Genomic DNA, 22,714 nt, shown 5'->3' with positions numbered 1-22,714 from the left:
CAAATCCAAGTAATTGGGAACTGTATTTGAATTGAGGAGGTTCATATGTTAGAAAAGCTGTTCGCTCTCAAAGAGCGGAACACAACTGTTAAAGGAGAGATCATCGCTGGTCTTACTACCTTTATCACCATGGCCTATATTCTCTTCCTCGCACCTAATCTCTTAGGCATTGCGGGAATGGATAAAGACGCCGTGTTAATCGCCACTGCTCTTGGCGGCGGTATCGTAACCATTGTAATGGGGCTATATGTTAATTATCCTATCTGTTTAGCTCCTGGTGTAGGTCTCTTAGCCTTTTATGCCTTCACCGTTGTACTCGGCATGGGCATTCCTTGGCAAGTCGCATTAGGCGCCGTATTTATTTCTGGTATTGTTTTCTTAATTTTAACATTAACGACGGTCCGCCAACACATTGTAGAGGGTATTCCTGCATCCATGAAAATTGCCATCACTGTAGGTATCGGCTTATTTATTACTATTATTGGTTTAAAATTATCCGGCCTAATGACCGTGGCGTTATCATTGCAACCTGATACATTAGCTAAAGTTGTGGAAGCAAATGGTCATGGCGCTCCTGGTGCCTCCGAGACTATCTTAACCTTAGGTAATCTCATGGATCCACAAGTAGCCCTTGCTTTATTTGGTCTTTTATTTACTGCTGTACTTATGGCGCGCAATATTCAAGGTTCTTTTATTATCGGTGCCGTAGTAACAACTATTTTAGCTTATATCACTGGTAATGCCCAATTACCTGAGCATTTTACTATTATGTCTATTCCTGATTTTAGCAAGGCTGCTTTCTTCCAACTCGATATTGGTAGCGCCATGCATTTAGGTCTAGTAACGATTATTTTCTCCTTTACCTTCGTGGAATTATTTGACTCTATGGGCACTTTAATCGGTACTGCCACTAAAGCAGGTATTGCCAATCCTAAAGAAGGCAAATTCCCTGGTCTTGGCAAAGCCATGACAGTAGATGCCTTAGGCGTAAGCTTTGGTGCTGTACTCGGGGCGAGCACCATTACAGCATTCGTAGAAAGTGCTGCTGGTGTTGGTGCTGGCGGACGTACTGGTTTAACAGCTGTAACTTGTGGTGTGTTATTTATCTTGTCTTTATTCTTTGCACCATTAATCACTTTAGTGCCAAACTGTGCAACTGCACCAATTCTAATCCTTGTAGGGGCACTCATGATGGAACCAATCCGCGACATCGACTTCTCCGATTGGACAGAAGCCTTCCCTAGCTTTGTAGTTATCGCTCTTATGCCTTTCACTTACAGCATCGCTAATGGCGTAGCTGCTGGCCTTATTATGTACCCACTTTTAAAAATCATCGCTGGTCGCTCCAAAGAAGTACATTGGATTATGTACCCATTAGCCATCATCGTATTGATTCGTTACATTTGGTACTAATATATTAAAGGTGATTCGAACTGCTCTATATAGGATAGGCAACTCTATACAAGATATCTAAATTTAACAAAAAGAGGTCTGACTTTTGGTCAGGCCTCTTTTTATTATTTATTTCTTTTATTATTTATTTATTTCTTTTATTATCTGTTTCTTTGTCCTATTTCTTTTTCCTTTTTTTATCTATTCCTCTTTATCTTATCTATCCCCTTTATATTGTCTGCTCTCTCTACTTATTTTTTATGTATAAAAGATTAAACAGGAGTCCATTACTCATTACTTACTTAATTGTTTATTACTAATTACTTGCTTAATTATTTATTTATCATTAATTATTACTCACTGCTCATTACTCATTACTTGCTACTTACACGTATTCGCCTACCTATACTTCGCCTCTATAACATAGCCGATGCCGCACATTTCATCAACAAAGCTACACCGTCTCGTATGTCACTATGAGTCAAACTCGCATAGCCTAAAACAAAAGTAGGCCCCATATGGCTATGAGAAGCTTCCGAATTCAAATTATCTTGTAAATTAGAATCGTGAGAGGGCAAAAAGTAGTTTCGCATAGAATATATTTTAATAGATGCCTTATGACAAGCCGCTAAAAATTTGTCTTCATCCATTGCTTGCGGCATAGTAATCACCAAATGAAGTCCTGCTTCAGCCCCTTCTATCTGTACTGTCTGACCAAGCCTACTATAAGATTCCTCATGAAGGGCAGTAACTAAGGCGGCCCTTTTCTCCTTATATACAGTGCGCATACGATTAAGATGCTTTACAAAATGGCCCTTATCCAGGAATTTATGCAATACTTTTTGACTTATCATGCCTACGGCACAACCAAAATAAGGCATTTTTTCTTTATATACTCGAAGCAATCGATCGGGCAATACCATATAACTCACGCGCAACGCTGGACTAATGGATTTAGAAAAACTCCCCATGTAAATAATACGCCCGGACTCATGAGAATGGTCTCGCGCTTTTAAAGCAAGAATTGGCCTGCCTTGGTATTTAAACTCGCTATCATAATCGTCCTCTATAATATACCGATCATCTGCGCCATTGACCCAATTAAGTAACGCTTGCCGTCTCCCAGCTGGCATAATACGGCCAGTAGGAAATTGGTGGGATGGCGTTATACAAGCTACCTGCACCGCTTGCGCTTCTAAGTCTCTGACCATAATCCCATGCTCATCAAGTCCTATCGGGCAATATTTTACTTCATTTGTAGTAAAAAGCTGCTGCAACATTTTATAGCCAGGATTTTCAATGCCATATAACTGATGAGGCAATAATTTAAATACAAGGTGAAATAAATACTCAGTCCCTGCACTAATGATAATCTGATCTGGCCGCGCTATAACGCCTCGTGACTGTGCTAAATATTGACAAATACTCTCCCGTAACGGCTCGTAACCTTGCACGGAGCCTGAATGGGCAAAGTCAAAACTATCTTCTTCATAGGCTTCCTTAGCCAGCTTTTGTAATATTTTTGTTGGAAGAGAGTCTACATCGACACCAGAATATGTAAAATCATACAAAAAATCTGTTCGAGCTGCTTTCATTACAGCTCGCTTCTTGCTGGATTCCTTATATAACAATTCCTTATCAGCCACATAATAGCCACGACGAGCTTGTGACTCAATATAACCTTCCTCTTGCAGTAAAAACAACGCATTTTCTACTGTATTTTGACTCAAATTGTACGTTTTCATCAACTCACGTTTTGATGGCAATTTACTATTCGCCTTCATTTGTCCAGTAATGATACGTTCTTTAATTCCTTCATATAATTGTATATATAAAGGCTCTTGCGACTTACTCTGTAATGCGATTAACTCCATATATTCACCCTAAATATCCCTAATATTTCTAATACTCTAATGCTTCAAATGTCTAACATTTCAAATATTATAATTTCTATTAAAGTTATAACATTCATCTAATCAAACCTTACCTGATTACACTTCAACTGATTAAGCTTCTAACCGACCAATCTTCAACTGATAAAGCTTCCAACTAATTAAGCTTCAACTAATCAAGCCCCAACTGACCTCATCACTTTTATAATTTCTGACTCTTTTTCTAATGACAGTATACAAGTTATACTATTAGCAAGTCAACAAATTCAAATTAATAGAGGAGGCTATTATAATGGATGCATTACAATTTAATGGTGGCGTAATCATGGACGTAACCAATGTGGAACAAGCTAAAATTGCAGAAGAAGCCGGTGCTGTAGCAGTGATGGCACTAGAACGCGTACCTGCTGATATTCGTGCAGCTGGTGGTGTATCACGCATGAGCGACCCTAAAATGATTCGCGAAATTATGAAAGCAGTCAAAATTCCTGTTATGGCCAAAGTCCGTATAGGCCATTTTGTAGAAGCTGAAATTTTAGAGGCTATTGGGGTCGATTTTATCGATGAGTCTGAAGTATTATCCCCTGCTGACTCTATTTACCATGTAAATAAACGCGATTTCAAAACGCCTTTTGTGTGCGGTGCACGCAATCTAGGCGAAGCCCTTCGCCGCATCAATGAAGGTGCTAAGATGATTCGCACAAAAGGAGAAGCTGGCACTGGCGATGTGGTGCAAGCAGTCTCTCACATGCGACAAATCATCAAGGAGATGAATATTGTTACAGCCCTTCGCGAAGACGAACTCTATGTAATGGCTAAAGATCTTCAAGTTCCTTATGACTTAGTTAAATATGTGCATGACCATGGTAAACTTCCCGTGCCAAACTTCTCTGCTGGCGGTGTAGCTACACCAGCTGATGCTGCTTTAATGAGACGCCTTGGTGCTGATGGAGTATTCGTAGGCAGTGGCATTTTCAAATCTGGCAATCCACAAAAACGAGCCAAAGCTGTTGTAGAAGCAGTAAAAAATTATACGAATCCTGAAATTATCGCCAAGGTTTCCGAAGATCTCGGCGAAGCAATGGTCGGCATTAACGAAGATGAAATCGAAATCATCATGGCTAACCGCGGTGTTTAATATAGTGACAAATTCATAAATATAGCCTATTTATATGAAATTGATTTTTTGAACATACAATTGATGTGTAAAGGGGCATGAAAAAAGGGTAGAACCTAGGTTCTACCCTTTTGTTATATTCAAGCAGATATCTGTATCATTGAAATACCAGCTTGTAATATACAAGTAAACTCTGCTCGATTAAGCCAATATAATAATACACATAATGTCCTATCTGCATACTTTGCTCTTGTATTTAATCTGTTGAGAGGCTATTATCTTCACTACTAACTACATCCTTAAACCCAACAACGAGTGTAAAGATAAAACTTAATGTAAAGCTCACGCCCAAGGCTGTAACATACCAAGTAAAGGAAGGGCCCATAAACACGGGCAAAGTTGTTACTGCAGGAATGGCAAATGCAGCGGCACTTACTTTAAAGAATCCTGCAATAGCACCGCCTATACCACCAGCCACACAGGCACAGACTAGCGGCTTCTTCAAACGCAAAGTCACACCAAAAACTGCTGGCTCTGTTACACCCAAAAGTGCCGTTATGGAAGCAGACAACGCTTCTGATTTAAATAATTTATCTTTACTTCGCACAGCCACAGCTAAAGCGGCGCCAGCTTGAGCAAACATAGCACTGCCAAATAAAGGCATTAATGTATCAAAACCATAAACAGCTACATTATTAATAGCGATAGGGAAAAATCCCCATTGAAGGCCTAGAATGCCAATAAACGGCTGCACAATACCTACAATGATACCTGCTATAAAAGGACTTATGTTATAAATCACTTCGTAGCCTGCCCCTAAATAGCCCCCAATAGCCTTCCCCAAAGGTCCCAAAACGAGCAATGTAATGGGAGCCATCACGATAATACAAACTGGTGGTGTAAATAAGCCTTTTAAAGACTCTGGAAATATTTTATAACAAAGCCTTTCCACATATTTCATACCATATACAGCCAACAAAATGGGAATTACTGAGGAAGGATATAATACAGATAGCAAGGGAATCCCAAAGAAGTCCACAGTACCTTCGCCTTTTAGCATATTAGTCACATCAGGATATAAAATAACACAAGCTAAGAGCATCGATGTAAATGGATCCACCTGAAACCGCTTTGCTGCAGTATAAGCCAAGAATACAGGAATAAAGTAGAAAAAACCATCGCTCATGGCATTTAAAATAATATACGTACTCGAATCCACCGTCACCCAATGATTAACAGTTAATAGGATAAAAATACCTTTTAAAATCCCTGTAGATACAAGAAGTGCAATAATCGGTAGAAATAAAGAAGACAAAAGCTCCATCAAATTAGTACCTTGGCGCTTTATCCATATAAATGCTGTATTAGACATAGAAAACTCCTACACTAAAATAAAAACTACCTTACAAATAAGTAGTAAATAATATTATCTTACTAAGTATGTTTATTTTAGCACAGTGGGAGAGATAACGCCTAGGAAAGAACTAATATTAATTTTGGCTCTTATAATCCACTTAAAAGCCCAATGCATTATTCTCCCATGCCAAAAAGCTACTAGTTTCCCTATCATAGAAGAAGGGAAACTAGTAGCTTTTTATGCATAGAGTTCTTAACTGAGTTAAATAATATTAAATTGTTTTAATATACTTCGAATTCGCTCACTCTCTACAGAAGTAATTGGAGTTCCTGGAATTCTTGCATAGCTAGAAATAGGTAAGCCTTTAGCCTTTACAGCTTCCTTAATAGCAACGATAAAAACATCCGTGATATCGTATAAAACCATAAGTTTCGATATTTTTTCACCATACAATTTTACATTTATTATATCATCCGCCTCATATGCCTTATGAAGCTCTACAAACCATTCTGGCACCACATTAGTTAATCCACAAAGAACACCATTACCGCCAGATAATCTGTTAACCATATAATATTCATCATAGCCAGAAAGTACGCTAAAAATAGGTTTCACACTTCTTACTGCTGTAATCATCTTTCGAGTATGACTAATTGTGTCAACAGTATCTTTAATAGCCACAATGTTCTTGTACATTTTAGCTAATCTTGAAACTAATTCAGGTGTCAAATCTTTTCCTACACGATCCGGGAAGTTATAAAGCATTATAGGTAATGTAGTTGACTCCGCCACACCACCAAAATAACTTTCAGCAGCTATATCAGTAATACCAAAATAATATGGTGATACGATATTAAGAGCATCTGCCCCCACTGATTCACTAAATTTCGCCAACTCTTTTACTTCTGTAAAATTATTACCACCGATACCTATGATAACAGAACAACGCTTATTTACCGTATTTACAGCGAATTTAATTAGTTCTTTTTTTTCTTCAAAAGTCAATGCGTAAAATTCGCCAATACTCCCCAAAAACAATAAGCCATTTAACCCAGAATCAGCTAGATAATTTATGTGCTTCTCGAAATTAATGTAATCGATTTTTCCTTCATCGGTCATAATGGTAATGACTGGTGAAAATACACCGGTAAACATAATCAACCCCCTTGAGTCTATTACCATAAAACTACTTTAAATGATATGCTTTACATGCATTATTATAAAAAACATCTTGCAATTCATCTTTATTAAATATATCTGACTCAATAATAAAATTATAGAAATCGGCAAACTTAAATTTGGTTAAAACGCATGGGGCATCAGTTCCCCAAAGAATTTTATCTGCCCCCATTATTTCTTTAGCCATTTTAATATATGTTAATGCTGTTGGATAAGGATACTGTTCAGGTGCAACATTCCAAGGAAGTGCCGATAAATCTACCCAAACATTTTCATGAGCCAAATACGGTAAAGCCCTTTTTAATACATCACCATCTTTTACTGATGGCGCTAACAAGTGACAAACTACTATATTTAAATTAGGATATTTTCTAGCTATGCGATCAACTGCTTCTGGCTGACAACTTGCCATATGAGGACTGCCAATATCTAAAACTAAAGTAATATTTTTTTCTTTTGAAATGCGGTCATATATCTTTGTCATCATAGGGCCATCAATAATAAAATCATTATGATACCCCATCATTCCTCCACCTACACTTATTTCAAACTTAAATATTTTAGCTTTCAAATGATTTATAAAATGCTCTAAAATACTATCTACTTCTTTACAATGTGGATCGAGTGTTACGGCTGCTTTAAACTTATCTGGATATTTTTCAGCCATTTCAATAGCATATTCATTTTGAAACCCATATAAACTGCCTTGAAGCAAAATGGCCTTTTCAATTTTCTCATCATCCATTAATCCTAAAAGTGTTTCGGCTAAAAATTCTTTATCACCATATCCTTTAGGTATAATCGCCATTTCATCACCATTAGCCCATCTACAAACGCCCCCTCCAATTGGACGTAACTCCCCCGCTTTACCAAAACTAGAAATACGTTCAAAAATATGGGCATGTGCATCAATCTTTTTCATAATACTTACCTAGCCTTTCAAAATCTCACAAAAAAATATTATAAATAATTTTATTAAAGTAAATCTTGACATTCCCCCTATTATATCTAATTTTATTAATTCTTACTCTAAACTATAAATATTTATTTAATTACAGCTTCAGATTCATCTTCTACATCATCAAATTTAACAAGCAAAGTAAAAAGAAATCCTAAACCAAAAGCAACCACCAAAGATAAGACAAATGGAATAAAAGAATAAGTCATAAAAACCGGTAAAGTAGTTAGCGCTGGTAAGGCAAATGAAATTGCTCGCGCCCCAAAGAATCCAGCAATAGAACTACCAATTCCCCCAGCTATACACGCACAAAACATAGGTTTTTTCAATCGAAGATTCACACCAAACATAGCTGGCTCTGTTATACCTAATAATGTAGTCAATGAAGCAGATATTGCCTCTGATCTAAATCGCTTATTTTTTGTTTTAACAGCAACGCCTAAAGCAGCACCGCCTTGTGCAAATATAGCTCCACCAAATAGAGCCATAATCGTGTCATATCCATATACAGCTACATTATTTAAAGCTATTGGAAATAATCCCCAGTGTAGTCCAAATATAACCATAAATGGTTGAACGGCACCAATAAATGCACCTGCTACAAGCGGGCTTAGGCCATATAGAAATTCATATCCATCAGCTAGCCACCCCCCTACAATTTTCCCCAACGGACCGAATATAAGTAGTGTAAGAGGTACAATAATAAGAACACATATAGGAGGTGTAAATAATCCTTTAAATGTTTCAGGAATTACCTTATAGCAAGCTTTTTGAACAAACTTCATAAAGTAAATAGTTAATAGGATAGGAATTACAGATGCAGAGTAAATTACAGGTGTAACAGGAATACCAAAGAAGTCAATTCCACTATCTAGCTGCATAATACTCGAAATATCGGGATGTAGAATAATACATGCTATCAGAATTGAAGTGAATGGTTCTACTTCAAATCGTTTCGCAGCAGTATATGCTAAGAAAATTGGTATAAAGTAAAAAAACGCATCACTCATGGCATTTAAAATGTGATATGTACTTGAATCCGCATTCACTAATTCATTAGTTGTTAATAATATAAAAATGCCCTTTAAAATCCCTGCTGATACCATTAGTGCTATAAATGGCAAAAAAACAGAAGACAGTAATTCTATTACCTTATCAACACTGCGCCTAAAGATATTTTTTTCTTGCATTTTATCTGCATTACTATTAATAACCTCATTAGACATAATATATCCTCCTTACCTATTACCTAAACTTCTGATTTATACCGTTGTCGCTAAACGCCAAATAGAGAAATCATTTTGTTCATTTTTTTCAGCCTTTGTTAACTCCCCTTCACTGGCTTTTACTATTAGTTCAAGGATCTCAATCCCAATATCATATTTCGTTCTACCAAAATCAATAATTGCACCAGCATTAACATCAATATCCCCATGCATATTATTAAACAACCGTGTATTAGTAGCAACTTTAATAGTTGGTGTAATTGGACTGCCTGTAGGAGTTCCTAACCCAGTAGTAAATACACAAACATTACAGCCACCAGCAACCATCCCACTTAATTGTTCAATATCATTACCAGGTGTATTCATTAATGTTAGTCCTTTATCTGTAATTTGCTCAGCATATTCTTTAACCGCTACTACTGTGGTATTTCCTGCTTTATACACACAGCCCAAAGACTTTTCTTCAATTGAACTTAGCCCTCCAGCCATATTTCCTGGACTTGGATTGGCACCACGGATATCAGAATGAGAATCTATTACAGTTTGTTCGAACCCTTTTATAGTATCAATAATCTGCTGACTTACAGCTGGATTTAACCCTCGCTTTGCTAAAATATGTTCAGCACCAATTAACTCTGTTGTTTCTGCTAAAATAACAGAGCCTCCTTGTTGAACAACTATATCAGAAACTACACCTAAAGAAGGATTACCCGTCAACCCAGAAAAGCTATCACTACCGCCACATTCCGTGCCTAAAACAACGTCAGCTAAAGTTCCTTCACTCTTCGTTTCTTTCATAGCTTCCTTAAGCATCGTTTGAACAATTCCAACGCCTTTTTTAACACTATTAGATGTGCCGCCTTCATCTTGAATATTAAAATATTCTACTACTTTATATGGTGCAATTTTTTTAATCTCTTCAACAATGCTCTTAGCTTGAATAACTTCACAACCTAGCCCAACAACTAGTACACCATACACATTAGGATTAGCTCCCGTGCCCGCCAAAACACGACGAGTTTGTTCTGCATCATAACTTAATTCACTGCATCCATGTTGATGTGTTATATAAATAGGCTTTGTATCTTCTCTATATGCGTCCATATTTCTCAATACTGTCTGTGCAATACGCTCAACTACTTTATTTGCACAATGTACACTAGGAATAACAATAACATGATTTCTAAAACCCAATTTACCATCAGCTCTGCGATACCCTTTTAATTTATAATGAAAGTCACTAGTTGCTGGCTTTACATCTCGATTTACCTCTTGTTCTATATTACGAACTAAATTATCTGTATCACCACGACCACGTTCGCCTTCAATATTATGTGTATGTACCCATGAACCTACTGGTATATCTTGTGATGCTATTCCAATGTGAGCTTCATATTTAATAACAGGTTCACCTTTTTTTAACGATTCTGTAGCAAATTTATGTCCTTTAGGAATCTCTTCAAGAATTTTAATCCCCATTACTATATCGCCTACATGTAAAGGTTCAATAGCAGTCGCTACATTGTCTCTACTTCCAACATGAATCGCCTTCATAACTCGCTCCTATTCTTGCATAGTTTTGCATTACTTAAATTATTTTATTACGAATATCCGTATCTTGCCTTGATAGTATCACTTCTATATTCTACCTTCAATAAATTGCGTATATACGAATACTTATTTATTATTTTTAAATTAACCCTTACTCTTTCTCATCGGTCAAATTTACCGGCATAGTTTGACTTATCTAATTGGCAAGCGTATAGTTAGAAATATATAAAACCTTTTCGTCATCTTTAAATTTCCGTATATACGAAACGCTGATTTTTTACGTATATACAGACAAAAAAGGATCGTGATTTAGTCATGCCACATACACAGGAGCATATGCCCACTGTTAGAGTTATAGAAATACTTGAAATTATAGCTAGTTCACCTAAAGGTCTTACACTATCTCAAATCGCAGAAAAGCTAAACTATCCTCGTAGCACTTTAATGCCAATCTTAAAAACTCTAACTAACAGATCTTATTTATCCTGTAATCCAGATACTTTAACATATAACATTGATCGTCAATTATTTATCTTAGGAAATACATATAATGAAACTAGTACATCATTAGAGTTAATAAAAGAACAAATGATGCATATAGTTGATGATTGTAATGAAACTTGTCACCTTGGAATTCTATCAGGAAACAAAATTATGTATATACAAAAAGTCTCAGGGACTCAACCTATTCAATTTATCTCTTCCATAGGGAAGAAGCTCCCCGCATATGCTACAGCTTTAGGAAAAGCACTTTTATTTGATCATAATCAACAGGAGCTTGAAATAGTTCTAGGAAGAACTTATATGCCACTAACTAAAAACACGATTACTAAAGTTGAGGCTTTATATAAAGATATTCATAAAGATGGAATTAATAATTTTACATATGAGAAAGAAGAAATAACAAATCATGCACGATGTATTGCTAAGCCATTAAGATTAAATGGGAGAATTATTGCTGCTATCAGTGTTAGCTTTTTAGTATTTAACAGTTCACACGACCATGTTAAAAATATAAAAAGTGCACTTAATAAATACTCAACAATAATCGAAAAATTGATACATTCAAGAGGCTTCTCATATTAATTAACATAAAACACCTCAATATATGAATCCTTTTAATAATAAATAATACATAGTAAACTTCAAGTTTTATTTTAGAAACACATTTATCTTTAAAAAAAACTGATCTTCAGGAATAGGATCTAAATTTAACAATATTGGCCTATATGAACGTGTATATATCAATGCAATACTTTCAATAACTATAAATTTGCAAGTAGTATATACTCTAAAATATGTGTCATACAGAAAAATTTTTTTGTACTCCACCAAAACTCCATCAGCCCCTTACCACCTAACTTTATAGCCCCAATATAAACATGCTTAATTAAATCACAAGCAACTTAATTTTATTTAACCCTTGCAATTCCTACCCAGTGTGTGGTATTATATAGACATAGATTGATATTATTCGATTTAACTTTAAAAAAGGGAGTTGCTTACTATGAATTTAAAAAAATTATTAATTTTAGGTGTTGCTTTCTCTACAATCGCAGGCGTAGCATCTGCTAAAACTTTACCAGACAATCAATGGTACTGGTTCTATTCCGACGCTGAGCAAACTGGCCGCGTAAACTTAGAATCTGTAAAATATGATGTAAATACAGACACAGCTGATTTGCAAAGTGCTTATGTAAACCCAAATACTGGTTTCACAGACGTAGTTAACTACAAATTAAACTTTGCTAACAATACACTTTACACTTTTGACAAAGCTGTATACCCTAACAATGGTGAACAAGCTACAAGTGTAAGCACAGCTAATGGTGCTGGTCATGTAATCCAAGCTAACACAGCTGACGCTGCTCTTCGCAATGTAGTAGCTAACTTGGTTGACCGTAACCAACGTTTTAAAGAAAAACCTGATACTGTTTTAACACCAGCTCAAGAACAAGAAAAGAAAGCTGAAGATGCTAAAATCGCAGCTACTTGGCAAGGTGCTAAACAACAAAGCAATGCTGAAGTAAAGAAAACTGACGTTATCATCGAAAACACTGATGCAACTACACCAGTAGCTCAAGATGAAGACAAAAAAGCTGTAGAAGAACGTTTGATTAAAGACAATGTGTCTAAAACTTTCTAATCGTATAAAACAGCATACAAAGTAAATTATTATTAGGCGCATGTATAACATGCACATCCTCATACCTAATATGCAAAGAACGATGGCCTTATGCCATCGTTCTTTTTATTTGCTCTTAATTATTAAAATAATTTACTCCATAATAACTTTACAACTTTCAACAGACAATGCTCGCCCTTCCTATAGTTTTTTGAAGGTCTAGAGCAAACCCCACTTAATATAAAATTAATCAGCAAGCACCTCAACATAGTGTTTATCCACCATGTTATAATAAAACTATCGAAGAATCTCCCCTAATTACCAAGGAGGCTACTATGTCTATTTGCCAATCAAAGCACTCTTTTTGTCCTGTCTGTCAAAAAGAGTTTGAAGTCATGGCCTGGGATAGTCTGAATGCAGACCTCGATCCTCAAGCTAAGCATAAATTAATAGATGGTCATTTATTTGCCTTTACCTGCCCTCATTGCAAAACATCAGGTAACTTAGACTATCCTTTGCTCTATCATGATATGACTCATAACCTAATGGTTAGATACATTACAGATACAACTGATATTGAAGAAGCCTTGCGCTCTTTATTTGAAGGACATGAATTTGTGAAGGAATTTATGGACACCCAAGGCTATAAAGTACGTATCGTAACCTCTCACCAAGAATTACGCGAAAAAGCAACTATCTTTGATGCTGGCTTTGATGATTGTACTATGGAAATCGTAAAAATTATCTACGCTGTCATGCAAGAAGCTGAACAGCCTAACATCAACTTTACAGACATTCGTTTTATCAATGAGTCCACACATGGCCCTTCCTTGTATTTTGTCTGTGAAAATCACGATGATTTTGCCATAACACTATCAATGGAAATGTATTCGGAAATCTCCCAAATAGTTAATTTACTACCAAAAGAAGAGCTGCAAAAGCCTACTATTGATAAAGAATGGGCTGCAACTGCTATACAGACATACGACCTATTAAAATAGTTACATTTACAACATACGCCTACTATATAAGAACAAATATAAAACAATACCACTAGCTATGTAAATTTCTAATTACATAGCTAGTTCTTTTTCATTTTTCTTACGCCTCTGGTCATCCCCTTCTATTGCTGCTACAATGATTATATATTATGCCATTCAAAGAGCATATAAATGCACCACCGTATTAATAACAAGGGAGCCACTTATGTTTGAGGATAAAATAAAAGAGATTCATACACAGCTGCGTTCAGGTCTCGAAACAGCTTTTATAGAAGCTAATTCAGAGTCTGATATTAATTTTCAACCCCAATTTGTTTTTAATAATCCCAAAGAAAATTTAAAAATTATTGAAACACTAAAACATGAGCTAAATAAATGTGAATCGTTCAAATTTAGTGTTGCCTTCATTACCAAAAGTGGCCTGGCAGGTTTAGCTGGCGTTTTACAGGAGCTAAATAATAAGGGCATAAAAGGACAAATCCTTACGACCGACTATTTATTTTTTACCGAACCAGCAGCACTCAAACAACTTCACTCTCTTGAAAATATTGAGCTAAAAATATATAAAACCTCTGAATCAGATGCAAATGGGTTCCATACCAAGGGATATATTTTCCATGACAATGAAATGCTCCGCATCATTGTAGGCAGTGCCAATTTGACACAAAAAGCATTATCTGTAAACCGAGAATGGAATACAAAGATTGTATCGACATCTGAAGGCGCCTATGCCAAGCAAATTGTAAGAGAATTTGAAGATCTCTGGACCCACCCAGCAGCAAAACCCTATGATACATACATTAAAGAATACACCGAAACATTTAAGTTATTTAAATCTTTAAATCAAGCATCAAAACAAAACTATACTCAAGATTTATGGAATAAAATCTCTACCTATAAACCACCACTTACGCCAAATCCTATGCAAACAGAATTTATGGGGCGCTTAAAGGACTTAGTTGATGAAGGTGAAAGTAGAGCCTTACTAGTGTCTGCTACAGGTACAGGCAAAACTTACGCCTCAGCATTTGGCGTACAGCAATTACAGCCTAAGCGTATTTTATTTATTGTACATCGCGAGCAAATTGCCAAGCAGGCAATGACTACCTATAAGAATGTATTCGGTACATCTCGTCATATGGGCTTATTATCAGGTACAAGCCACAATATAGATCCAGACTTTCTCTTTGCTACTGTACAAACTATTTCTAAAGAAGATTGGCATACTCAGTTTAAACCTGATAGTTTTGATGTAATCATTATTGATGAAGCGCATCATGCAGCCTCTCAAAGGTGTCTGTATTTGATACAATCGAACGATAGCAGGGATTTTGAACACCCCCGTGTGCATAGGCAGGTTCACTCTTTTCCTTACAAATCTGCGCCATCATAGTATACTGGAACAAAAGGAATCTACAACAAGAAGCTGATATCATGGGCTTAGATGACGCGGATATTCTGGATACCATTTATCACAAAGCGGAAGCCAGACTGCGCGCCCAGTTAAAAGCAATATAAAAAAGTCAGGGCAGCTGCCATTCAGTTGGCAAACTGCCCTGACTTTTTTATGCTCTGATTTCCGTCCCGTCCTTGAAGGTCACCCGAATATCGTCTTTGCTGTATACCGTGATGAAGTCCACCAGGCTGCCCCACAGCCGGGCATCGAACCCCTTGATGAGTTCCTGCTCCCGAAGCTCCTTGATAAAGCTGTCCATCTGGCGGCTCCGGGCCTTGCGATACTGGATAGCTTCACAGGTCTTGTCGTACTGCGTCTTCACCGCTTCATACAGGCTGACCAGTTCGTTGTAGTTCTGGTCGTAATCATCCTGATTCTGTGCCACCCGCGCATTCTCGGCTATGAGTTGCTGTACCTTATCGGCCAGCAGGTTCAAATCTGTGCTGAGCCTGTCCCGCTCCTCTTCCAGGGCTTCTGTGTCAATGAGCCGTTCCTTCAGCAGGGTGATGCTGTCAAGTACGTCCGCTTTGTTTTCGATGAGCCGGTTGGAGGCCCGGACGAAGGCTTCCTTGATATCATCCTCTGTCAGATGCGGTGTCTTGCAATGGCTCTTGAACTTGTCGTTGCATCGGTAGATGGTTCTGCGGTACTTGTCGGTCGAATGCCAGACCTTGGCCCCGTACCAGCCTCCGCACTGGCCGCACTTGATTTTGCTGGAGAAGATGGATACGCCGCTGTAACGTCCCCTGCCTTTACGCCGCCGCTTGATTTCTTCCTGCACCCAGTCGAAGACCTGCGGGCTGATAATGGCTTCATGGTTATTTTCCACATAGTACTGTGGCACTTCCCCTTCATTCGCTTTCGTTTCTTTGGTCAGGAAGTTGACGGTGAACCGCTTCTGCAGCAGGGCATCGCCCTTGTATTTCTCATTCGTCAGAATGCTCTCTACCGTCCGCGGATACCAGCGTTTCTTTTTCGCCGGGGTTTCCAGCCCTCTGGCAGTCAGCTCCCTGGCAATGGAGTGGAAGGTATACCCGTCCAGGAACAAACGGTAAATCAGTTTCACCGTCCTGGCCTGTTCCTTGTTGACGGCCAGATTCCCGTCAGGCCCTTTGTCATAGCCGAGAAAATGCCTGTAGGGAACACTCACCTTGCCATCAGCGAACCGCTTCCGATGACCCCAGGTGACGTTTTCCGAAATGCTCCGGCTTTCTTCCTGCGCCAGGGAACTCATGATGGTGATGAGGAGTTCGCCCTTGGCATCGAGCGTCCAGATGTTTTCCTTCTCGAAATAAATCTCGATGCCCTTATCCTTGAGCTTGCGTACCGTTGTCAGGCTGTCTACGGTATTTCTGGCAAAGCGGCTGACTGATTTTGTGACGATGAGGTCGATTTTCCCATCCATGGCATCCCTGACCATCCGCTTGAAACCATTGCGGTGACGCGTGTTGGTCGCCGAGATGCCTTCATCGGTGTAGATGCCGACAAATTCCCAGTCATCCCGTTCCCTGATATAGTTCGTATAATAATCGACCTGTGCTTCATAGCTGCTGATCTGGTCATCATGGTCCGTGGAAACCCTGGCATAGCCCGCTACTCTCCGCTTCTTCCGGCTGTTAATCGGAGCCGCCGTATAACGGCTGATGGTGGCCGGGATGGCCCTTACTGTCTTTGCCACTTTTCTCCGCTCTCCTTTCTCCGTGCCTTGGGACGCCGCTTGGATGGCGTAGGCGTATAAGAAATCTCTTCTGTTCTCCCACTCTTGAAATGGACAGTCAGGCAGTCTGGCTTTCCGGCTTCGATAGATTCCACTTTCCCCCGGAATCTATCCTCATCAAAGTCCTCTAACCCCATGGTCTCTGCGGCCACACGCTTCAGGTCATCTTCCCGGATGCTGACCGATTCACATTTGCCGCCTTTGCTGCATCGCCAATAAACAGGCCTGTCATGCTTCGTTTTACACCGCCGGAAAGAGGATCCGCACAAGGCGCACCGGATGCGGGTCGTAAAGACGGAGAACCGTGTTCCCTTGCCATTGGCCATGTAGTTTTTCATCCATGCCCTCTGACGATCCTTATACTCATCGGTCCAGCAATCCTTCTTCGCCGTTGATACCCAGTGCCGGATAAGTTTCTGTCCGTTTTTCATACAGAAAACCATCACATGGTATTCTGGCACTACTATCTTTTCGACCCGGTCAAGAAACGCCTGCTCATCGAAATCATCCAGGCCTAGGACTTCTGTACTCTCCTTCACGAGGACTGCATGCGGGATACTGCCTTTTGCGCCGCAATTCCGGCCTTTCAGTTTATGGGAGCCGCAATCCCAGAATTCTTCAAAGCCCCGGTCTGTGCGGCGATTGTGCATATAACTCCGACCGCAGATGCCGCATTTGATTTTTCCCGTGAAGCAGGTCGTGTTCAAGGACTTATTGGCCAGCGCCCCCAGTTCCTTTCGCCGCGCCATCTCCTGCTGCACGTAATCAAAGGTTTCCTTGTCGATGATAGGCTCATGCGTATTTTCAACATAATACCTAGGAAGTTCGCCCCGGTTCTTCTTCCGCTTCTTGAGGATTGGATCCGTCACATATTCCTTCTGGAAAAGCATATTGCCAGTATAGGTAACATTGGTCAGGACAACCCTGATGTTGGAATCCATCCAGCGGCAGCCATTCCGGGTCGTGATGCCTTCGGCAGCAAATTCCCGTTCGGTTTCAAGACGTGACTTGCCATCAAGGAAATTCTGGAAGATGCGCCTGACAACAGCTGCTTCCTCGGGAACTACCACCAGGTTATCCCCTTCCCAGCGATACCCGTAAACACGGAACCGCCCGTTAGGATTCCCCTGCTCAAATTGTTTCTTGATGCGCCACCGGATATTTTCACTAATGGAACGGCTTTCCTCCTGGGCAAAAGATGCCAGGATGGTCATCATAAGCTCGCCGTCCCCGCTCATGGTATGGATATTCTCTTTTTCAAACCAAACTTCGATGCCCAGCTCTTTCAGATGCCGGACGGTACGCAGAAGGTCTACGGTGTTGCGTGCGAAGCGCTGGATGGACTTGGTCAGGATGATGTCTATCTTCCCGGCTTCGGCATCTTCCAGCATCCGCAGGAATTCCTGCCTCTTCTTCATCCCCGTCCCAGAGATGCCATAGTCGGCATAGACCCCGGCGTATTCCCAGTCCGGGTTCTTCTGGATGAGGCTGCTGTAATAACTGACCTGCGCCGAAAGGGAATGGTGCATCCGCTCCGATTCCATGGATACGCGGGCATAGGCTGCGACTTTCTTTCTTTGCTTCAAATTTGGTATGCGTCGTTCAATCTTACGGATAGTCCGCATAGAATCAGCTCCTTTCGACACTATATATCACTCTGTTTGATACAATTATCAAGTGTATAAGTCCCCGGAAAAAGGCTGATAGCGGCGAAGCATCTCCTGCTCGAAGTCCCGGTACTCCTTCCCGGTGATGAGCTTTTCGGCCAGCATCCGCCTTGCCAGATACATCGCCATCTGGAAGGCTGTTTCATTTTGAAACGACCTCTTATCCATGGCGGACACCTCCGAACCGGTATGCAATATAGCATGCGTGGGAGCAGAACTTCCGATGGCTGTTGCCGTAGACAGTGAATTTCTTCCCGCAAGCCGGACAGGTATAGTTGTAGACTGCCTTCCGCTTCACCAGCTCCAGATGTGCGTTCCACCACTTATTCCGGCAGGCATCGCAGCAGAACCGTTTCCGCTTCCGTCCCGTATTCTGCTCAATCGGCTTTCCGCACTGCTCGCAAACTGAGGCTGCCGACTTCGCCGCCAGGCTGTGCCGCCGGCAGAACGACTTCACTGTATTGATGGAAATCTGGAGCCGCGCCGCTATCCTGCCATATCCTGCCCCATCCCGGCGCATGGCAATGATCTGTTGTTTCTGTTCGTCCGTCATGATGGACACCTCCTGAAAATTTAGCTTTCAGGAGTAATAGGACAGAACAGCTATCGTTAAGTACTTCAAAAGAAGATTCAACAGGACTTATCTATTTTTAGATATAGTCTTTTCAGTTTTATCTAAAGCTTGACATTATAGTCATATGATGACTATAATAAACCTACCTCAGAAAGGGAGATTATACTATGTCATATAATCGTTACAAAAATACGCAAAAAAGAAAAAATTATCTATTAATCCATAATAAGGAAAAGTATGATAGAGTATCTATCATACTTCCAAAAGGAACAAAAGAAAAAATAAAAAGGCTAGATATTAAATCTAGCCTGAATCATTTTATCAATATGGCCATATACGAAAAAATTAAACGAATGGAACAGGATGGTAAAAATGACTTATAAATTAATCAATGATAATTGTTTCGATTGGATGAAGAATCGAGAAGAAAATTCTATTACTGCAATAGTTACAGACCCGCCATACGGTGTAAAAGAATACACGGAAGAAGAGTTGAAAAAAAAGAGAAATGCATCTGGAGGTATATGGCGAATTCCTCCAGCCTTTGATGGCCGAAAAAGAAGTCCATTGCCAAGATTTTCTGTTATCAATGACAGTCCATTGGAAAGAGACAATGTATATAATTTTTTTATTGATTGGGGCAGGCTTGCCTTTAAGGTTCTCGTTCCTGGTGGACATATTTTTATTGCATCTACACCTTTATTATCTGACATAGTTAGTCGGGCTTTACGAGATGCTGGTTTAGAACGACGCGGAGAGATTGTCAGAGTCGTAAAAACTTTTCGAGGTGGAGATCGCCCCAAAGGCGCAGAAAAAGAGTTTTCTATGACAACAGTTATTCCTCGTGGTTGTTGGGAACCGTGGGGGCTTTACAGGAAACCGCTTTCCGAAAGGACTGTTGCAAAAAACTTAAAACGGTGGAAGGCTGGCGCTTTACATCGAAAATCAATTGATACGCCATTTTGTGATTTGATTGAAAGTGGAAAGACTCCCCAATGTGAACGTAAAATTTCAAATCATCCTAGTTTAAAACCGCAAGATTTTATGAGGATTCTTGTATCGGCTGCTTTACCTTTGCAAGAAGGGATCATATTAGATCCATTCTGCGGTGGGGGCTCCACTATCGCGGCAGCGGAAGCACTTGGCTTTAATAGCATAGGCGTCGAGCAAGACAAAGACTTCTATCAAATGGCTAAGAATGCTGTACCTAAATTATCTCAACTTTATCCACAAAGCGAAAAGTTATTATTCGAAGAAGGGTGAGTACGGGGGTATCGGCAAAATGTCTTTAAGTTTATTACGTGCACTTTTTAGTTGCTTACTATATTGAATTATGTCAGTATTTATGTAGACAGCTCCATCGCGTAATTTATTAGTTCCAATTGAATTAGTAACATAAGTTTCGGTACGCTGACTATTATTACTATTTCTTTTACTCTTGCAATACACCCAATCTGAAATACCCTCTCCCATTTCATATCCATTAATATTTGCAATCAAAGCCTGTATAAATTCAATGTTCCCATCGTCCAGGATTGTATAGCAAACTATAATATGCCATCCTGTATGTCCATTGTGGCTTTCTCCACCTTTTTTATAATTAATACATGCCTTCACTTCAAGTCCTATATTTTTTTCTGCGTACATTAAATCTGGATATTCTTGGTCACTATATGGCTTGTAAAGACTATGTTCACCCATGTAATGAGTAAATAGATTTGAAACTACGCCACTAAAATTATTTTTTTGTATTAGTTGGGATAATTTTATTCCGGTCTTACTATTTATTGTCTTAAAAAAATTCTGAGTATCTTTCATTGCTAAAAAAATGCTTTCTTTTGTTAAGTTTTCCGGTAATAAGACATCTCTTAAATACTTTCTATCGAGCATATGCTAATCTCCTATCTAATGATTCTTATAATATGACTTTAGTATAACACAAAAAGCCGGTATGGAACATCTCCCCGATGCTCCATACCGGCTTTTCTCATGCAATCTTCTGTTTTACATCAGCCACGATAGCTTTGACCGCCTGCTGCATCAGGGTGATATACAGCCTGTTCCGAATCTTCACCCACCAGCTGGTAGTGGTCTGGATTTCCGCTTCCAGCGGGTCTGTGAGGTTCTTCATCTGGGCTTCCACCATCTTCTGGACGTCATCCAGGTCGATGGACTTGATGGCTGCTTCGGCTTCGCTCCTGGCAAAGGATACGACGGCATCGGCGACAGCTTTTCTGATTTCTTCACGGTTCATGGTCATTCACCTCCTAAAATCAGCTGTTCATAATCTGTCACGCCCCTGGCCACGGCTCTGGCCAGGGCATCCTGGGCATTGGCCAGGATTTCTTCATCACTAGGATTGGTGATGAAGGCCAGTTCGACCAGGACAGCGGGCATGTCCGTGTTCGTGAGGACATACAGGCCGTTGACGCCGGGCGTGGCAATCTTCACGCCCCGGTCTGTCGTATCCAGGGCATCGACAATCTGGTTCTGGATGCAACTCGCCAGCATGCTGCCACGGTAACTGCCGGCACAGGCCCAGGTTTCCGTGCCGTTGGCTTCTTCGGCTTCGGCGGCATTGCAGTGGATGGACACGAAGATGTCGGCATCACTGGCATTGGCGGCTTCGCAGATTTCCTCCAGGCTGTCAGACTGGAGCAGTTCTGTTGCTACTCCTGCCGCATTCAGGTAACTTTCCGCAGATTGACCGACTGCCAAAGCGACATCGCACTCACGCAGACCGCTTTCACTATTGACAGCTCCCGGGTCGGGATAGCCGCCCGGCGCATGACCGGGATTCAGGAATACTTTCATGATTTTTCTTCTCCTTTCTGATGAACGGCGGACTTCACAGTACCGCCGATGTAACCGAGAAGCCCTGACGCAATGCTCATGTACGGTAAGGAAGCAAGCAACCGAAAACAAGAGATAGACCGCCAGCACTACACTATTCCGAACCAAAGACCAAAAGATAAGCATTGTGGGAAAATCTAAACTTTTGGATTTTCCTACAATGCCAACTACGGCGGAATCCCTCCCACTCCTTATATCTTTCTGTATACATTGAATTTGTATTTAGTAAAATGCAGACAACACCACGGATCGGCTTTTGGTTGGACAATTCCAACCAAACACCACAGCAGACAGCAGAAAACATTCTGAACGCTAGGAAGCCGGTATGATTGTTACATATAAGGGGAAGAAAAATTTCTTTTAGGTACTTGCTTTCCTAAAACTGATGTGATACAATGAATTTGTATTTAGTAAAATGCAGACAACACCACGGATCGGCTTTTGGTTGGACAATTCCAACCAAACACCACAGCAGACAGCAGAAAACATTCTGAACGCTAGGAAGCCGGTATGATTGTTACATATAAGGGGAAGAAAAATTTCTTTTAGGTACTTGCTTTCCTAAAACTGATGTGATACAATGATTTAATCCAGAAAAGGAGTAAAAAATATGCGGCAAGGTATTCTTAAATAAAACTATAATCAAATA

General features: G+C 39.8%; 21 protein-coding genes. 8 read left to right on the top strand and 13 right to left on the bottom strand.

Annotation, left to right across the window (positions count from 1 at the left end):
* The first annotated feature begins 45 nt into the window (after positions 1 to 45).
* A complete protein-coding gene (locus QZR90_RS01570) occupies positions 46 to 1,413 on the top strand; it encodes an NCS2 family permease (RefSeq protein ID WP_295788018.1) in 1,368 nt (455 codons plus the stop codon).
* 395 nt (positions 1,414 to 1,808) lie between these two features.
* Here QZR90_RS01570 and QZR90_RS01565 read toward each other — a convergent pair whose 3' ends face one another.
* Entirely contained in the window at positions 1,809 to 3,266 is a 1,458-nt protein-coding gene (locus QZR90_RS01565) for a PLP-dependent aminotransferase family protein (protein ID WP_295788016.1), read from the bottom strand.
* A gap of 310 nt (positions 3,267 to 3,576) precedes the next feature.
* On the opposite strand from QZR90_RS01565, the gene pdxS reads away from it, so the two are divergent.
* Positions 3,577 to 4,422, top strand: a complete 846-nt coding sequence (pdxS, locus tag QZR90_RS01560) for a pyridoxal 5'-phosphate synthase lyase subunit PdxS (RefSeq protein WP_295788013.1) — start codon at positions 3,577 to 3,579, stop codon at positions 4,420 to 4,422.
* A gap of 235 nt (positions 4,423 to 4,657) precedes the next feature.
* On the opposite strand, the gene QZR90_RS01555 is transcribed toward pdxS, so the two are convergent.
* From QZR90_RS01555 to QZR90_RS01535, 5 genes are all read right to left on the bottom strand, one after another.
* The gene (locus QZR90_RS01555) at positions 4,658 to 5,773 is read right to left on the bottom strand and encodes a PTS transporter subunit EIIC (protein WP_295788011.1); all 1,116 of its coding nucleotides are present in this window, start codon (positions 5,771 to 5,773) and stop codon (positions 4,658 to 4,660) included.
* A gap of 246 nt (positions 5,774 to 6,019) precedes the next feature.
* Positions 6,020 to 6,913: a dihydrodipicolinate synthase family protein gene (locus QZR90_RS01550; RefSeq protein WP_295788008.1), complete on the bottom strand. Its 894-nt coding sequence runs from the start codon at positions 6,911 to 6,913 to the stop codon at positions 6,020 to 6,022.
* A gap of 31 nt (positions 6,914 to 6,944) precedes the next feature.
* Positions 6,945 to 7,859 carry an amidohydrolase family protein gene (locus QZR90_RS01545; protein WP_295788007.1) on the bottom strand — a complete coding sequence of 305 codons (915 nt, stop codon included), beginning with the start codon at positions 7,857 to 7,859 and terminating at the stop codon, positions 6,945 to 6,947.
* Positions 7,860 to 7,981: 122 nt separating this feature from the next.
* Positions 7,982 to 9,121: a PTS transporter subunit EIIC gene (locus tag QZR90_RS01540; RefSeq protein WP_295788004.1), complete on the bottom strand. Its 1,140-nt coding sequence runs from the start codon at positions 9,119 to 9,121 to the stop codon at positions 7,982 to 7,984.
* Positions 9,122 to 9,157: 36 nt separating this feature from the next.
* Positions 9,158 to 10,675, bottom strand: coding sequence for a UxaA family hydrolase (locus QZR90_RS01535; protein ID WP_295788002.1), 1,518 nt, complete (start codon positions 10,673 to 10,675; stop codon positions 9,158 to 9,160).
* 333 nt (positions 10,676 to 11,008) lie between these two features.
* Between QZR90_RS01535 and QZR90_RS01530 the strand changes: the two genes are divergently transcribed.
* From QZR90_RS01530 to QZR90_RS01515, 4 genes are all read left to right on the top strand, one after another.
* Positions 11,009 to 11,758, top strand: a complete 750-nt coding sequence (locus tag QZR90_RS01530; protein WP_295788001.1) for an IclR family transcriptional regulator — start codon at positions 11,009 to 11,011, stop codon at positions 11,756 to 11,758.
* Positions 11,759 to 12,179: 421 nt separating this feature from the next.
* Positions 12,180 to 12,818: a hypothetical protein gene (locus tag QZR90_RS01525; RefSeq protein WP_295788000.1), complete on the top strand. Its 639-nt coding sequence runs from the start codon at positions 12,180 to 12,182 to the stop codon at positions 12,816 to 12,818.
* Between the two features lie 314 nt (positions 12,819 to 13,132).
* The gene (locus QZR90_RS01520) at positions 13,133 to 13,798 is read left to right on the top strand and encodes a CpXC domain-containing protein (protein WP_295787998.1); all 666 of its coding nucleotides are present in this window, start codon (positions 13,133 to 13,135) and stop codon (positions 13,796 to 13,798) included.
* Positions 13,799 to 14,003: 205 nt separating this feature from the next.
* Entirely contained in the window at positions 14,004 to 15,191 is a 1,188-nt protein-coding gene (locus QZR90_RS01515) for a DEAD/DEAH box helicase family protein (RefSeq protein ID WP_295787996.1), read from the top strand.
* Between the two features lie 172 nt (positions 15,192 to 15,363).
* On the opposite strand, the gene QZR90_RS01510 is transcribed toward QZR90_RS01515, so the two are convergent.
* Genes QZR90_RS01510 through QZR90_RS01495 form a run of 4 tightly spaced genes read right to left on the bottom strand, consistent with a single transcriptional unit; the run spans position 15,364 to position 19,191 of the window.
* Complete coding sequence (locus QZR90_RS01510) at positions 15,364 to 16,932, bottom strand: recombinase family protein (RefSeq protein WP_295787994.1); 1,569 nt, start codon at positions 16,930 to 16,932, stop codon at positions 15,364 to 15,366.
* Positions 16,917 to 18,596: a recombinase family protein gene (locus tag QZR90_RS01505; RefSeq protein WP_295787993.1), complete on the bottom strand. Its 1,680-nt coding sequence runs from the start codon at positions 18,594 to 18,596 to the stop codon at positions 16,917 to 16,919. Before QZR90_RS01505 ends, QZR90_RS01510 begins: the two co-directional genes overlap by 16 nt.
* A 48-nt stretch (positions 18,597 to 18,644) precedes the next feature.
* A complete protein-coding gene (locus tag QZR90_RS01500; protein ID WP_009146349.1) occupies positions 18,645 to 18,806 on the bottom strand; it encodes an SHOCT domain-containing protein in 162 nt (53 codons plus the stop codon).
* The gene (locus QZR90_RS01495) at positions 18,799 to 19,191 is read right to left on the bottom strand and encodes a hypothetical protein (protein WP_009146350.1); all 393 of its coding nucleotides are present in this window, start codon (positions 19,189 to 19,191) and stop codon (positions 18,799 to 18,801) included. Before QZR90_RS01495 ends, QZR90_RS01500 begins: the two co-directional genes overlap by 8 nt.
* A gap of 188 nt (positions 19,192 to 19,379) precedes the next feature.
* Between QZR90_RS01495 and QZR90_RS01490 the strand changes: the two genes are divergently transcribed.
* Both QZR90_RS01490 and QZR90_RS01485 read left to right on the top strand, forming a co-directional pair.
* Positions 19,380 to 19,595, top strand: coding sequence for a hypothetical protein (locus QZR90_RS01490; protein ID WP_127007576.1), 216 nt, complete (start codon positions 19,380 to 19,382; stop codon positions 19,593 to 19,595).
* Positions 19,576 to 20,475: a DNA methyltransferase gene (locus QZR90_RS01485; RefSeq protein ID WP_295787989.1), complete on the top strand. Its 900-nt coding sequence runs from the start codon at positions 19,576 to 19,578 to the stop codon at positions 20,473 to 20,475. The genes QZR90_RS01490 and QZR90_RS01485 overlap by 20 nt, the downstream gene beginning before the upstream one ends.
* On the opposite strand, the gene QZR90_RS01480 is transcribed toward QZR90_RS01485, so the two are convergent.
* The 3 genes from QZR90_RS01480 to QZR90_RS01470 all read right to left on the bottom strand — a co-directional run bounded on the left by QZR90_RS01480 (position 20,458) and on the right by QZR90_RS01470 (position 22,026).
* Positions 20,458 to 21,102 (bottom strand): hypothetical protein, encoded by a 645-nt coding sequence (locus tag QZR90_RS01480; protein ID WP_127007580.1) that lies wholly within the window; start codon positions 21,100 to 21,102, stop codon positions 20,458 to 20,460. The genes QZR90_RS01485 and QZR90_RS01480 overlap by 18 nt on opposite strands.
* Positions 21,103 to 21,199: 97 nt before the next feature.
* On the bottom strand, positions 21,200 to 21,466 hold the full coding sequence (locus QZR90_RS01475) for a hypothetical protein (protein WP_225723670.1): 267 nt from the start codon (positions 21,464 to 21,466) through the stop codon (positions 21,200 to 21,202).
* Positions 21,467 to 21,468: 2 nt separating this feature from the next.
* The gene (locus tag QZR90_RS01470; RefSeq protein WP_170088100.1) at positions 21,469 to 22,026 is read right to left on the bottom strand and encodes an N-acetylmuramoyl-L-alanine amidase; all 558 of its coding nucleotides are present in this window, start codon (positions 22,024 to 22,026) and stop codon (positions 21,469 to 21,471) included.
* Between the last annotated feature and the right edge of the window lie 688 nt (positions 22,027 to 22,714).

The organism is uncultured Veillonella sp. (assembly GCF_900545795.1).
Taxonomy (GTDB): domain Bacteria; phylum Bacillota; class Negativicutes; order Veillonellales; family Veillonellaceae; genus Veillonella_A.
Note: the sequence above shows the minus strand (reverse complement) of the source record. Positions and strands in the feature narration are given on the sequence as shown.